The organism is Nostoc sp. TCL240-02, from assembly GCF_013343235.1.
GTDB lineage: Bacteria > Cyanobacteriota > Cyanobacteriia > Cyanobacteriales > Nostocaceae > Nostoc.
On sequence record NZ_CP040094.1, the window covers coordinates 3,072,155 to 3,087,238 of the forward strand.

The following is a 15,084-nucleotide window of genomic DNA, read 5'->3' on the forward strand; positions in this document are numbered from 1 at the left end:
AAACTTGTTTGTACATCGTAGCCTCGTAAAAGAGGGAGGCTTGGTGAAAGAGATTCGTCGTCTAGCGCAAAAATTCAGCAAGTTGTTCTAGTTTTGTCCAAGCCGCGCCGCTTTGCAGAATTTCCTTCGCAAGGACAATACCTTTAACACAACCAACTAAAATATCCGTTTCTCCATCAATAGCTTCACCAACTTGGAGCGCCAGGGCTGTATTTAAAGCAACAACATCTTGCTGCGCTTGCGTGCCTTTACCTTGGAGAACTGCCTTTAAGATTTCGGCATTTTCTTGGACATCTCCACCGTGTAACGCCGCAGTGGGGGCAAAACTCAAACCAAGTTCTTGAGGGTTCAGCGTTAGAGAACGCACCTTTTTATCTTGGAGTACAGCTAAGTCAGTTACATCTGCTAAACCAGCTTCATCTAAACGTTCCCGTCCGTGAAGTGCGATCGCTTGTTGACATCCTAATTGCGATAAAGCTTGAACAATTTCCTCTAGTAAAAGCGGATCGTTCACACCAATAATTTGCCCTGTCGGCCGCATGGGATTTACTAGCGGGCCGAGTAAGTTAAAAACAGTCCGCACTTTCAAAGTTTTTCGCAAATTTGCGATCGCTTTGAGTGCAGGATGCCAACCAGGAGCAAACAAAAAGGTGATTCCAACTTCACCCACTGCGGCTTGTACTTTTTCAGGAGTGGCGTTGAGATTTATCCCCAAAGCTTCCAGCACATCAGCCGAACCGGTCTTGCTAGATGCGGAACGATTGCCATGTTTGGCCACTTTTACGCCGGCGGCGGCAGCAACAAAGGCGACAGCAGTGGAAATATTAAAAGTGGAAGCGCCATCTCCACCAGTTCCGCAAGTGTCAATTAGGGGGATTGGGTACTGGGTACACTTCGGCAAGCTCAGTGCATCGCTGGGGACTGGGGACTGGGATTGTAAGACGCTGGCCATGCCTACTAATTCTTGTGCAGATACGCCTTTGGCTTGAATTGCGGTTAAAATCGCTCCTGATAAAACATGAGGAATGGCATCTGTGAGCCAACCTTGCATCAAATCTGTAGCTTGGGAAACCGTCAACGATTGCCGATTTAGCAACTGTTGTAATAAACCCGGCCAGTTGTAGAACTCAGAAGGGATGGAGATGTTGTCAAGTGGAGTTTGAGTTACAGCTATCATAATTGGGCATTGGAAATTGGTGATTTACAAAGGAAAAATGACAAATTAAGGAATCAAAACTTTTGCGACGGTTTGCACATCTTTATCACCTCTGCCGGAACAATTGATGACGATGCGGGGATTGCCTTCTAACTCAGGGCAAAGGGTTTCAAGATATGCGATCGCATGAGCAGTTTCCAAAGCTGGGATAATTCCCTCTAGTTGCGAGAGTCTTTGAAATGCATCTAACGCCTGTTTATCAGTCACACTGTAATATTCGGCGCGACCAAGATCCTTTAAATAACTATGCTCAGGTCCAACACCAGGATAATCTAATCCGGCACTAATTGAATGGGCTTCGATAATTTGACCGTCATCATCTTGCAGTAAATAGCTCATTGCACCATGCAATACACCTATCTTTCCCTTTGTCAAGGTAGCTGCGTGTTTTTCTGTATTTACACCTTCACCCGCCGCTTCGACTCCAATTAGACGCACTGAAGGTTCATCGAGAAATTCATAGAACAAGCCGATCGCATTGGAACCTCCACCCACACAAGCCAGTAGAATATCTGGTAATCCTCCCCATTTTTCTTGGGATTGAGCGCGAGTTTCAATACCAATTATTGCGTGGAAGTCACGGACAATCATCGGGTAAGGATGAGGCCCGGCAACAGAACCCAAGATGTAATGGGTTGTTTCTACATTTTTCACCCAATCTCGAATTGCTTCCGAAGTTGCATCTTTGAGAGTTCCCGTACCTGCCTCTACTGGATGAACTTCTGCGCCCATCAATTTCATCCGAAACACGTTCAGGGCTTGGCGTTCCATATCGTGGACACCCATGTAAATCACACATCTCAAACCAAACCGCGCACATACAGTTGCAGTTGCAACCCCGTGTTGTCCTGCACCTGTCTCGGCAATAACCCGTTGCTTACCCATGCGTTTAGCGAGCAATACCTGAGCTAAAGCATTATTAATTTTGTGAGCGCCTGTATGATTTAAATCTTCACGCTTTAAATAAATTTGCGGCCCTGTGCCATCTGGTCTAGCGTAGTTTGCTGTCAAGCGTTCAGCAAAATATAATGGGCTGGGTCGTCCGACATAATCACGCAGTAAGTTTTGCAGTTCTGCTTGGAAACTCGGCTCGTTGCGATATTTTTGAAATGCTGCTTCTAACTCACTTAATGCAGGCATTAAGGTTTCTGGGACGTATTTACCGCCGAATTTTCCAAATCTGCCTAAAGAATCTGGTTGGATAGTTGCAGTCTTGATGTCTTGTATGCTTACCACTGTTTAAAATCCTTTTACGTTCAAATATATTTTTGAATTTCCTCTGTGTTCTCTGTGCCTCTGCGGTTCGTTATTTTCTATCGAACCACAGAGGCGCAGAGGACGCAGAGAGAAGAGAGAGGTTTTTTACTTAGCCGAACCAACTTGTTGCAGGGATACTGGGGTAATTGCTGCTTTCAGTTCCCGACAAAATTTTTCCACGGCTTGTAATCTTTCTGTTGGACTACCTTCAGCTAGACGTTTGACGAAGGCACTACCAACAATCACGGCATCTGCTCCCCATTCCATTACTTGATGCGCTTGTTCTGGCCCTGAAATACCAAAACCAACGCCGATGGGTTTATCGGTGACGCTTCGCAAATCTGTAATTAAATCTTTTACGCGGTCTTGGATTTGAGCGCGGATACCTGTTACACCTGTAACGCTGACTAAGTAGATAAAACCTTGAGATTGACGAGCGATCGCTAAAATCCTATCTTTAGAACTAGTAGGCGCTACGAGTAAAATTACTTCAATTCCAAAAGAGGCAGCAGTTTGGATTAATTCTTCTGCTTCTTCTAAGGGCAAGTCTGGCACTACTAAGCCTTTCACCCCAGCAGTGGCAATTTGCGCCAAAAATGTCTTAATACCCCGGTGCAAAATGGGATTGTAATAAGTAAATAGAATGATTGGCGCTTTCAGGGTAGGAGTTACAGCTTGCAACATCTCTAATACTTGCTCTAATTTCGTGCCTTTTTGTAAAGCGCGAGTTGCAGCTGCTTGAATTACAGGCCCATCTGCAAGAGGATCGGAGTAGGGAATACCCAACTCGATGAAGTCAGCGCCGTTGCCATCTAAGATACGTAAAGCTTGGGCAGTGGTTTCTAAGTTAGGGTCGCCTGCTGTGATAAAGGGGATTAAAGCACACTGTTGGCGAGTCTCCTGCGGAGAAGCTTTGCTAATGCGTAAAGTTTGAAAAAAATCAGAGATAGAAGTCATTTTGAAAAATAGTTAATGATTAGTTAATAGTTTTAGAAGAATCAACATTTAGGAATTAGCGATGTTCACGCTATATCTGTTGTTGTCGAGTCTTTTATCTCCGTTGACGAGGCTTTTATCTCCGTCAACGAGTCTTTTAGCTCCGTTAACGAGTCTTTTATCTCCGTCAGCGAGTCTTTTATCTCCGTTAACGAGTCTTTTAGCTCCGTTAACGAGTCTTTTAGCTCCGTTAACGAGTCTTTTAGCTCCGTTAACGAGGCTTTTATCTCCGTTAACGAGTCTTTTATCTCCGTTAATGAGTCTTTTAGCTCCGTTAACGAGGCTTTTATCTCCGTTAACGAGTCTTTTATCTCCGTTAATGAGGCTTTTATCTCCGTCAGCGAGTCTTTTATCTCCGTCAGCGAGTATTAGAGCTTCGTTTTTTGAAGTAAGCGCTTCTCGCTTGGATGCAATATACTTTGACCTTTCTCCAAACCTCTCTCCTAAAAGGAGAGAGGCTTTGAATCTTACTCCCCAACGCTAGTAGCTCTTAAGGGGTTGGGGGTTAGGTCTGTATTCTAAGAAAGCTTTAAAAGACTCTGCACAGCTTGTTCTACATCGCTTTGTTTAACTAGTGACTCTCCGACTAAAACCGCACGCACACCAGCTTCAGCAACAAGAGATAAATCAGCAGGTGTATACAGTCCAGATTCACTGACGACAGTGATATCCAAACTTTGCAAATATTGCTGGCGCTGTGCTAAAAGTTGCTGTGTTATTCCTAAATCAACCGTAAAATCTTTTAGATTGCGATTGTTGATTCCTACTAAATGTAAGTCATCAAGCTTAAGAACTCTATCCAATTCAGCCAAAGTATGGACTTCTACCAGTGCATTCATGCCCAAATCATGAATTACTTGCAGAAAGTTTTGCAGTTCTTGGTCTGATAAAATAGCGGCAATCAACAAAACTGCATCTGCGCCTGCTGTCCGTGCTAGATAGATTTGATAGGGGTCAATGATGAATTCTTTGCACAGTAGGGGTAATGCTACTTTCTGACGCACACGCCGCAGATTGTCAAAACTGCCCTGAAAAAACTTATGATCAGTGAGGACTGATAGACAAGCTGTGCCACCTCGTTCATAAGCTTGAGCGATCGCAACTGGATCAAAATCTGCTCGAATAATCCCACGGCTAGGTGATGCCTTTTTTACCTCGGCAATTAAGCTAGGTTGGTTAGGATTTTGTTGTAAAGCAGCTAAGAAATTTCGGACAGGTGGGGCCGTAATTAACTGCTGTTGCAAAGAAGCTAGAGGAAATTCCTGTTGCATCTGTGCAACTTCTTGCCTTTTATGCAACACAATCTCTTCAAGAATATGGCGGGAAGTGACAACTTGGTTAATCATAATCTGTTCTTTTAGGAAGAATGGAAATAATACCAATTTGAAAAAAGAATGCAACAGATACACACAGTCAAACCCTTGTTATGACTGGCTTTCTTAATTTTGAATTTTGAATTTTGAATTTTGAATTGGAGCGAAGCGACTTAACTCTTTGGTTGTATATGCACGCACCACATTTTTAATGATTTCCAGACCGACTTCTCCCGCTAAAGTCATGATTGATTCTGGATGAAACTGAACGGCGGCGATGGGAAGTGTCTGATGTTCAATACCCATAATTACGTTGTCATCAGAAATCGCTGTCACCTTCAGTTCTTTCGGTAAATGCTGCGGGAGAGCAAACAATGAGTGATATCTACCCACGGTAAAGGATTCTGGTAAATTCTTGAAGGTAACGGAATTGGAATCAGTAACGAAAATCCGTGAAGATTTCCCGTGTTGAGGATAGTTGAGAACTCCCAATTGTCCATCAAAAGCTTCAACGATGCCTTGCAGCCCTAAACAAACTCCAAAAATGGGAATTTTGCGATGAAGAAGCGCCCCGACAGTCTGGGGAACCCGAAAATCACTTGGTCTACCAGGGCCAGGAGATAAAACAACTAAGTCAGGGCGTTCTGTATCAAATAGCGATTCTGAGAAACCATGACGTAATGTGGTGACGCTTGCACCAGTTTGGCGAATGTAATTAGCTAATGTATGAACAAAAGAGTCTTCATAATCTATTAGTAAGATGCGTTTGCCAGTTGCCGCACAAGGTAAAATTTTAGTTGATTTGATGGAAATGGATTCATCAATTTTCTGACTGCTTTGCTTAACACGGCGAATTGTTTCAAATAAAGCAGCCGCCTTAGTGATTGTTTCTTGTTCTTCTGCTTGGGGTATGGAGTCATAAAGCACAGTAGCGCCAACTCTCACTTCAGCGATGCAGTCTTTTAATCGAATTGTCCGCAGAATTAATCCAGTATTTAAATTCCCATTGAAGTTTAAATAACCGACTGCGCCACCATACCAACGTCGGGCGCTACGTTCATGCTGTTCAATAAAATCTATTGCGGCTTTTTTGGGTGCGCCGGTGACTGTAACCGCCCAAGTGTGGGAAAGAAAGGCATCTAAGGCATCAAATTGCGATCGCAGTGTCCCTTCAACATGATCCACTGTATGGATTAAATGGCTGTATAATTCAATTTGGCGACGACCAATCACTTGAACTGAACCAGGTTCGCAGATTCGAGATTTGTCATTGCGATCGACATCAGTACACATGGTCAACTCAGCTTCATCTTTGTGGGAGTTGAGTAAATGACGAATTTGCACCGCATCGTCCAGAGCATCTAGTCCCCGGCTAATAGTGCCACTAATGGGACAAGTTTCTACCCGCTTCCCTTCAACTCGCACAAACATTTCTGGAGATGCGCCAATTAAATATTCTCCACCTAAGTTAAAAATAAACCCATAAGGACTAGGATTTATATCCTTTAAAGTTTCAAATAGTTTGCTGGGTTCATCCTCATAGCCTTCAAAAAAGTTTTGGCTAGGAACAACTTCAAATAAATCGCCTCGGCGGAAATAATCGAGTGCAGACTCAACTTTTTTCGCATACTCGCCTACTTTATGGTCAGCAGTTTGATTAGGGGTAAGATGTTTTCCGCGATAATCAACAGACTCACCTGTTCGAGGCAGATTCTTGGTATTGCCGTGCGCTGTTTCAAACTCATATTGCAGACGAAATGCGCGTTGCTGATAGTAATCAACGACTATCAAATCATCTGGTAAATAAAGCACCAAATCGCGCTGATCTGTAGGACGTTCTAGACGTTGGATAATTGGTTCAAATTGAAAAACTAAGTCATAACCAAAAGCCCCATACAATCCTAAATGCTCATCTTCTGGGCTAGAGAAAGTATGTAGAATTTCGCGGACAACTGTAAATGCTGAAGGTTGCTTACTGCGTTCTTCTTCAGTAAATAATCTTTTGCTAGATTTTACAAAACCGACAATACTGTTATTGTCTAGAATAACTTTCTCAAGTTGGTTTGAATTAGATAAACACTCGAATAGTAATGGTAGAAGTACCTGACCGCGTTCATTTAACGCTATTATATTGAAAGCATTTTCTTGTGTACTTAATTCTAATGGTGGATTGACAAATCCGATTGCCCATCTTTTATATCTACCTGGATATTCATAGCTGCTTCTTAGCAAACCGCCACGCTGAGAATTTAAGTGAAATAGAATATCTTCGAGGGCAGTGTCCATCTTCAGTTCGGTGATGGAGCGAGAAACAATTACGCCGCCAAGGGTTTTGTAGGAACGGGAATTAAAAATCATGGGTAATTTCTCTGTAAGAGTGATTAGTCAAAAGCTATTAATGATTATTAGTAGTTATTTATAGGTAGATAAAAAATTAGATGATTCAATATCAATCCAAATCAAGCTATTTCAATCTGCGGATTTTTGGGTACAATGTAATTAAAAACTTTTTGCTTCTTATTTAAGAGTACTAGATATCAAGCAGATAATACATTGAATAATTTTTAGATTGGGTGTCAATTTATTCGTTTTTTATACTCATCCTGTGTTGTTATTTTTAATAATTTTTCTGAGTTTATCCGCCTCTCTCAAAAGTAAGATATCGTCTAAAGCTTTAGGACTATATCTAAGCTTTTAAAATTCAATCTAGCCCTTCAATGTAACTTGTAAAATATCTTGTTATTTCTCAGCGTTCTCTGTGCATCTGCGGTTTAAAATTCATTTATCGAACCACAGAGGCGCAGAGGACACAGAGTAAAGAGAACGATAATTTTTACCCACTTTGAAAGGGTTAGTTCTACAATCTTAAAATTCCCGCAATAATGATATTGTTTGCCTATACAACAACAAATTCACCTCATGAACTTCAATTGCTTTTCCAATCCCTTGTAGCAACGTTAAAGTCAATTCTCCACCCAAGTGTTCGCGGAATTCAGTTAAACCTCGAAACAAACAATCAGGATGTTCTAGTTGTGATAACTTCTGGGCTAGTTCTGGCACATACAGTGTGAAACCCAACGCCGATAAAGTATTTAATATTCGTTGCCATTCTGAACAATCAAGCAATCCTGCTAAATAAGAATAAGTGCTATCCAAAGCAATACCGATCGCAACGGCTTCACCATGACGCAAGCGATAATTTGTCAAATGCTCCAGTTTATGAGCCGCCCAATGTCCAAAATCCAGGGGACGAGAGGAACCCATTTCAAAAGGATCGCCGCTATTGGCAATATGTTCAAGGTGCAACTGGGCGCAACGATAAATAACCTGTTGCATAGCATCCATATCTCGCCGCCCAAGGGCTTTGCTGTGAGAGTGGATAAAATCGAAAAACTTAGCATCTTTAATCAGCGCCACTTTCACCGCTTCTGCAATCCCAGAACGCCAATCGCGATCGTCTAGGGTTGTCAAGAACGCAGAGTCATTTATTACTGCATAAGGTGGCGCAAATGTGCCGAGAAAGTTCTTTTTACCAAAGGCATTGATGCCGTTTTTTACCCCAACCCCAGAATCATTTTGTGCTAACACCGTTGTCGGAACCCGAATCAGGCGAATTCCCCGGTGAGCAGTTGCAGCAGCGTATCCTACCAAATCCAATATCGCCCCGCCCCCGATCGCTAACACATAAGAATGGCGACATAATCCGGCTGTTTCAATGAGTTGCTGGATTTGCTCTACTAAAGTGCGATCGTTTTTTGCAGCTTCTCCTCCCGAAATTATCATGGGTTCGGCTGCGATCGCTAGTACCTCTCCATAAAACTTGGTATACGCGACTAATTGCTTCACCAATTCCGGTTGATACTTTAATATTCCTGCATCTACCACCGCAACTACTTTCTTCGGTGTCTCCTCATCTACCGTCACCACTTGCGCTAGTGTGGGGTTTTTTAACTCAAATAAATTTTGGGTGAAGTAAACCTCGTAGTTAAAAGTAACCGAAACACGTTGATGAATTAATTTACTTTTTTGCTTGATGTCAACGATCATATTTTTGCAGGTATATCTAAGACAATGTTTGAAAATAATTAGGCGAATAGAATTCGCTACTACACAGGCAAAGTCCACCTCCGTGGACTAATAAAAATTAAAGATTTTAAACCCACGGAGGTGGGTTTTGTTTGTATAGCCGTGACTTATAGTCGCTAGGGCTATTCAAAGCTTCAAGAAATGCCTCTACCGAGTGAGAACCATTTACCTTGACTTGATTATTCATGATGAAAAACGGCACGCTGTTGATGCCATTTAATCGAGCAAATGCTGATTCAGCTTCGAGAACGCTAACATTGTGACCTACTAAAGAAAGCTGTTCTTTAAATAATCTTCCCATCCTGCCACGTCCACCGATGATGGTAACTTGTCGGGGAATGATATGATTTGTGGCAGATTTAGGGATACTGGCATGACAACTCCTTACTACACCCACCCAAACAGACTCAGGAATACCAGCTTGAGCGAGTAGGGGAGCGACATCAGCCAACTGTTCATCTAAAGAAGGCTGTTCTGATGCTAATAATGATATGCGATCGCTAAGTAAGGCGATCAAGCTCTGGTCAGTTTTTTTAAGCTGATCTGAATAAGAGGATTTCAGAGGCATTTTTCTCGTCCCCAATTTTCAAATATCAACAAGTGATTCTTTAGAACTTATTTCTGGTAAGATATCCAAGTTTGTTGCTCTTTTAGCGATCGCATCAGCAAATAACTCTTCATATCGGTCTAGCGCTTGCTCAAAGGAATAGTTTTCTACCGCAAACTTTCTTCCCTTACGTCCTAATTGCGCTGCTAATTCCGGCTGATGATATAAATCCAGCACCGCCGCAGCCAAAGCATCTGCTGACTCCGGCTCAACGATAACACCGCCGCCACTTTGTCTGATGGCTTTGGCAGCAGTGCCAGCGGCCGGAACTGAACCCACAATTGGGCGACCACTGGCTAACAACAGTGGTATTTTAGAAGGCATATTGAAGGAAATCACGTTCCGCTTTTGCACAATCAGCCCGACATCTGCGGCTGCTAACATTTGTGGTAGTTTTTCTCGCACTTCCAATGGTAAAAGCAAAACGTTATCTGCACCACAAGCAAGACAATGTTTTTGCAGCCTTTCGAGGGCTTGAGATTCGCCTGCTACGACAAAGATAATTTCTTTTAGATGACGTAAATAGGCTGCTGCTTCTATTACTGTCTCCAAACCTTGTGTGAGAGCAATATTACCTGAATAAAGCACTACAAATTTCCCATTGAGTTGATGGGTAGCCCTCCAAGAGTTATTTTCCTTTGGTAAAGGGCGGATAAAATTTAGATTTACCCAATTGGGAATGCAGGCAATTTTATTAGCAGGTACACCTTTATTTTTTAAATTATCTACAAAACCATCGGCTATCACGCTAATGGTATGTGCAGTTCGATAAGCAAATTTTTCTAAAGTTTCCAGAGCTTTAATCATCAACTTATTCTTAATTAGCCCAACACGCACACCAGCTTCCGGGAGGATATCTTGCACATTCAGTACTACCGGGCAATTGTATAGCCAACCTATCAAAGTTGCAGGTAAACAAACTAGTAGCGGTGGTACTGTTAAGAGAATTACATCAGGTCGCTCACCCTTGAAGGCTTGTGGCAAACTTGTAAAAACAAAGCTCAACTCTAGCAGTAGTCGGTCTACAAGGTTAGGTTTAGACTTAATCCGCAGGTAACTACGCTGAATTTTGACACCGTTTTTCTGTTCAGTAACATACAACTTACCTCGATACCCGTCGTAAATCTGGCGCTGAGGATAGTTAGGCATACCTGTAATTACCCGCACTTGATGCCCTCGCTTCACCAGCCCTTCTGCTAGTTCAGTCATCAAAGGTGCAATACCAATTGGTTCTGGATGATAGTTGTATGAATAAATCAGAATTCGCATTAACCGCTAATATCCTAAAGGTTTGTTTGTAGTAAGCACTTTAATGCTTAGAAAATAAGGACTAAAGTCCTTACTACGAACTTGCTTACCTATCAATTTCAACTTGACAGACTACTAGTGGTCTGTCCCATTAATTTTGTGGGGCTGCTAGATCCCCGACTTCTTCAATAAGTCGGGGATCTGAACATCACTAACCTCTCAAAACTTTTGGGACAAACTATTAGCACTGTTTTTGCAGTTCCTTTTGTAAACTGAAGAGTGGTTTTTGTTGTCCACGTTTCCGCAATGTGACGGTAGCAGCCCCAAGTCCAAGCAATGCCAAACCCAATGCTGAACCAGGTTCAGGTACTTGCTTTCTGCCTTCTACGTTTATCACTTGGACGCGACCTTGGAAGAAATCGCCCACATAAAGCTTGCCATCTTTGTAGCTTGTGCCACCCGTCCAGTTAAATCTGCCGGGAGTAAGATCGAGGGGGTCGCCAAAAGGAGGGCCAGTTAATGCTGGAGGCGGTACCGGATTACCTGATGCATCGCGGGCATTTTCACCGAAGGAAGTCAAGAAGTTACCGTTTTTATCAAATACCTGAACGCGACTGTTGATAGAATCAGCTACATAAACATTCTCTTGGTCGTCCACTTCGATGCCAATTGGCTGAAGAAGTTGTCCAGGGCCGCTACCTGCTGAACCAAACGCCAACAGAGGATTACCATTTGGATCGAGTACTTGAACGCGGTTGTTATACTGGTCAGCTACAAAGATATTTCCGCTAACTGGGGAAATTCTTACACCTGCTAGACCTTGGAATTGCCCAGGTGCAGTACCCACAGTGCCACCAATAACACCAATTTGCTGTCCGTCTGATGTGAATTTAAGGATTCTTTCACCATTAAAATCACCTACGTAAACGTTGCCAGTTTTGTCAAATGTCACACCAGATGGCCCAAAGAAAAGCCTACCCTCTACGAGAGGGGTAAATTCTCCATTTGCAAAGGATCTAATAAAGTTACCCTGAGAATCAAATTGATTGATGCGGTTGTTGTAAACATCACCTGCATACAAATCCCCTGTTACGGGATTAAAGTCTACAGTTGTTGGCTCGTCAAACTGTCCGGGCCCTGTGCCGCCGGAGCCAATTGCTCCAATATACTCACCGCTTGGACTAAATTTTTCAATTTTGTTACCGAGGTTGTAGTTAGGAGTACCATCCGGGTTAACACCGCGTCCATTAGCTATGAGAGTATTTCCTTGGCTATCTACGGCTATACCTTGGGGAACAAATAGCTGACCAGGGCCGAAGCCGGGACTACCGATACTTCTGTCGTAAGTTAATGTTACAGCCTTGGCTTGGGCTGCTGTTGCCAACACTATAAATCCGGTACCGAGAATGCCGATTGACAAATTTTTGACTAATCCCATAAGTTTTAAGCCTTGGTTGTATGAGGTATACTCGTTCCTAGACTAATTTCGTTCCCAGTCCCAGTTTGGGAACCCTAAAATTTGGGCTGCTGCCTCTTGTTTGAAATGCAAGTTTCTCTGTGAGGCAGCAGCCTATTCTGTAAGCATTCCCTGACAAAGCCAGGTAAAGAGGAATTAGACAGTTTCTGCTTTAGCTAGCAACTTTTCTTGGCGTTTGCGCTTGGCGTTAGCAGCAGTTGCGCCTACACCAGCAAGTGCTAGTAAGCCGACTACTGAACCAGGTTCGGGGACTTTTTGTGTAACAACACCATCCACCCGAACAACCTCTCCTCGTCTTGGGCCGACACCGCGATTGGTAATATAAATCTTGCCGTCAGGGCCAATATCAATTCCATCAGCCGAATCTAGCCCTTGACCTGCTGCAACAAGTGTTGTTCGAGTGCCGTCAGGAGCAACTTGGATGAGAGATCCAGGTAGATTTGTGATGTCACCCCCTAACTGGGACTTGTCGCTAAACTGTAAGACGAGCAAATCGCCTTTCTCATCAAAGGTTAAGTCTGTGATGTGCGTAAATCCATCCAGAAAAACTTCTGGTTTGAGATCATCGCCAATGCGGAAAATCTTCGACTTACCTGCTGGATAAGGAAAACCTGTATATTCACCAACGTATAAAGCTCCATCAGGGCCAATTGCGCCACCTGTGGGTACTGCTTGAATTGCTATTTTTCCTCCTGGAAGCTCATCTAACAGCCCAGGAGGTAGTTGTAATCCTGGTGGCAAATCTGACTTACTAATGATGGTTTTAGGAATTGCGATCGCCTGAGACTCACTTCCATCAAGCTTAATTTTGTAAGCAGCGTTTCCACCCCCGTCAACCACATAAGCACTATCGCCACTAATAGCCAGGTCATAGGGATTGGTAACTACATCCCCTTTGTCTGGATTTTTGGTGATTTCATACTTGGCAAAGTCAAAAATACTGCTGAGAGATCCCGTCTTCAAGTCAGCTTTGTACAGTTGTCCTAGTAGCGGTGTATTCAAAACTTTATCGGGTGTTGATGGCGGGAAAGTTGCAAGTTGCTGTGGTGGGAGTGGGGATTGAGAACCAAGGTCAAGTGTTGCTAGATCGCGGTTTCCTGGATAACCAGCAAAGCCTGTCAGAAGATAAGCATTTCCTTTAGAATCGAATTGTATATCTTCAATACCAGCGCCTTGGTTGCCAGTGGGTTGTTCTGCTAGAGACTCAAAGTTATTAAATATACGCTGTTTGGTGCCGTCTGGTGCAACTTTGACCAGTGAACTAGTATTACCAGCACAGATAGGCTGAAACAAGGTACTCGGAGATGGTTGGCAATTTCCGTTTCCTCCAATACCTGGCTCTGCTACGTAGAGACTCCCGTCAGGGCCGAAGCTAGCACCCCGTGCATTACTGACTCCATCGACAATTGTCGTTAGCGTTGCAGCTTGTGCAGATGCTGTTCCACAAATAGCAGCAAAACAAAATGTAACAGATTTAAGAGCAAATGACTTGAGTTTCATACCTTTGGAAATTGAGAATTAAGTAAGTGGAAAACTTTCTTTGAGGAATGCAGAATTGGTTTGAAACTCTTTACTTGAGCGCCACGGCTCCATTTATGGGAGGTTTAGGGCTTCTCTTTTTGTGCAAGCAACCAACACCAAAAGCAGCGATCGCTAATACGCCTAAAGTCGAATCAGGTTCAGGGATAGATTTGGTATTCTCAATTTTGAGAACTTGTCCAAATCCAGGGCGATCGCCTCGGTTTGTGACGTATACTGCACCATCCGAACCAATAGTCAAGGCGCTAGGTGACTCTAATCCATTGCCACTCAGCAGAGTTGTGCGAGTGCCATCGGCAGCTATTTTGATGACGGAACCATCAAAATCACCCTTCCAAGCTGACTGATTGGCGTACTGCAAAGCATATAAATTGCCTTCAGTATCAAATTCCAAGTCGGTGAGTTGGGTAAAACCATCGGCGAAGACTGATGATTTACCATCAGCACCGACTCGATAGATTTTTGCCCCGCCTTCAGGAAAGGGAAAACCAGTAAATTGACTGACGTAATAAGCACCATCAGGCCCTTTTGCCACATTTGAGGGTACTGCTTGGGTTGCAAACTGCGATCGCACCTCTTCATCTTGAGATGGCACTTGCGCCAGTTCATTGGATGGAGTACCGGAGGGTGGGAAGACGGGATTAGCTAATATGTCTTCAGGAAACGTGGTGATAGCTTGCAGATTTCTTCCATCAGCATTAACACTGAGTAAGTCGTTTGCACCTGCATCAACTGCAACTAACTTATTGCCATCTATTACAAAACCCAAGGGATTGCTACCGACATCACCACTGTCGGGATTGTTGGCGAGTTCATAGTTAGCTAAATCAGCAACACTCGTCCAGGAGTTGGTATTGAAGTCGGGAGCAATGATTTTTCCGAGGTCAGTGTAACCTAAATTGCGATCGCGAAAAGCCGGATTAGCCGCATATCCAATCAGAACATAAGGTTTACCTTTAGCATCAAATTTAATATCACGAGGGCCTGCGGCTCCAGTACCATCTGGTAATGCTAAGGAAGGAAGTCCTGTAAGTATGCGTTCGGTCTTACCATTCTCAATTTTGGTAACTGCTCCACTTGTGCCATAGCATAGAGAATCGCCTTGACCACTTGCTGGTGGAACGCAAGCGCCACTTCCCCCTATTCCCGCCTCTGTAACATAGAGATTACCATCAGGACCAAAGCTCAGACCGCCAGCATTATATAGACCGTCGGCGATTACTGAAAAGGATGCGGCTGACGCAGCTTTCATTCCAGAAAAAGCGGCAACACAAAAAGTGAGGATAGTAATAGTGAATGGCTTCAGGTTCATGTGTTGCAATCCGGCTAATGATGGGGAATTGAG

At 43.4% G+C, this 15,084-nt stretch carries 12 protein-coding genes; all 12 read right to left on the minus strand.

Features of this window, described 5'->3' with window-relative positions:
* Window positions 1–61: 61 nt before the first annotated feature.
* Entirely contained in the window at window positions 62–1,177 is a 1,116-nt protein-coding gene (gene trpD, locus FBB35_RS13130) for an anthranilate phosphoribosyltransferase (RefSeq protein ID WP_174709984.1), read from the minus strand.
* Between the two features lie 45 nt (window positions 1,178–1,222).
* Window positions 1,223–2,452, minus strand: coding sequence for a tryptophan synthase subunit beta (gene trpB / locus FBB35_RS13135; RefSeq protein ID WP_174709985.1), 1,230 nt, complete (start codon window positions 2,450–2,452; stop codon window positions 1,223–1,225).
* A 126-nt stretch (window positions 2,453–2,578) separates the two neighbouring features.
* On the minus strand, window positions 2,579–3,430 hold the full coding sequence (trpA, locus tag FBB35_RS13140; protein ID WP_174709986.1) for a tryptophan synthase subunit alpha: 852 nt from the start codon (window positions 3,428–3,430) through the stop codon (window positions 2,579–2,581).
* Between the two features lie 48 nt (window positions 3,431–3,478).
* Window positions 3,479–3,883, minus strand: a complete 405-nt coding sequence (locus FBB35_RS35770) for a hypothetical protein (RefSeq protein ID WP_174713628.1) — start codon at window positions 3,881–3,883, stop codon at window positions 3,479–3,481.
* A gap of 104 nt (window positions 3,884–3,987) precedes the next feature.
* Window positions 3,988–4,815, minus strand: a complete 828-nt coding sequence (gene trpC, locus FBB35_RS13150; RefSeq protein WP_174709987.1) for an indole-3-glycerol phosphate synthase TrpC — start codon at window positions 4,813–4,815, stop codon at window positions 3,988–3,990.
* A gap of 93 nt (window positions 4,816–4,908) precedes the next feature.
* Window positions 4,909–7,140 carry an anthranilate synthase gene (locus FBB35_RS13155; RefSeq protein ID WP_174709988.1) on the minus strand — a complete coding sequence of 744 codons (2,232 nt, stop codon included), beginning with the start codon at window positions 7,138–7,140 and terminating at the stop codon, window positions 4,909–4,911.
* A 507-nt stretch (window positions 7,141–7,647) separates the two neighbouring features.
* Window positions 7,648–8,829, minus strand: coding sequence for a 3-dehydroquinate synthase (locus FBB35_RS13160; protein WP_174709989.1), 1,182 nt, complete (start codon window positions 8,827–8,829; stop codon window positions 7,648–7,650).
* A gap of 106 nt (window positions 8,830–8,935) precedes the next feature.
* The gene (locus tag FBB35_RS33910) at window positions 8,936–9,436 is read right to left on the minus strand and encodes a hypothetical protein (RefSeq protein ID WP_254625941.1); all 501 of its coding nucleotides are present in this window, start codon (window positions 9,434–9,436) and stop codon (window positions 8,936–8,938) included.
* A gap of 18 nt (window positions 9,437–9,454) precedes the next feature.
* Window positions 9,455–10,744 (minus strand): glycosyltransferase family 4 protein, encoded by a 1,290-nt coding sequence (locus FBB35_RS13170; protein WP_174709990.1) that lies wholly within the window; start codon window positions 10,742–10,744, stop codon window positions 9,455–9,457.
* 220 nt (window positions 10,745–10,964) lie between these two features.
* Window positions 10,965–12,161: a scytonemin biosynthesis PEP-CTERM protein ScyF gene (scyF, locus tag FBB35_RS13175; protein WP_174709991.1), complete on the minus strand. Its 1,197-nt coding sequence runs from the start codon at window positions 12,159–12,161 to the stop codon at window positions 10,965–10,967.
* 174 nt (window positions 12,162–12,335) lie between these two features.
* Window positions 12,336–13,700, minus strand: coding sequence for a ScyD/ScyE family protein (locus FBB35_RS13180; protein ID WP_174709992.1), 1,365 nt, complete (start codon window positions 13,698–13,700; stop codon window positions 12,336–12,338).
* A gap of 70 nt (window positions 13,701–13,770) precedes the next feature.
* Window positions 13,771–15,051 carry a ScyD/ScyE family protein gene (locus FBB35_RS13185; RefSeq protein WP_174709993.1) on the minus strand — a complete coding sequence of 427 codons (1,281 nt, stop codon included), beginning with the start codon at window positions 15,049–15,051 and terminating at the stop codon, window positions 13,771–13,773.
* Window positions 15,052–15,084: the final 33 nt, after the last annotated feature.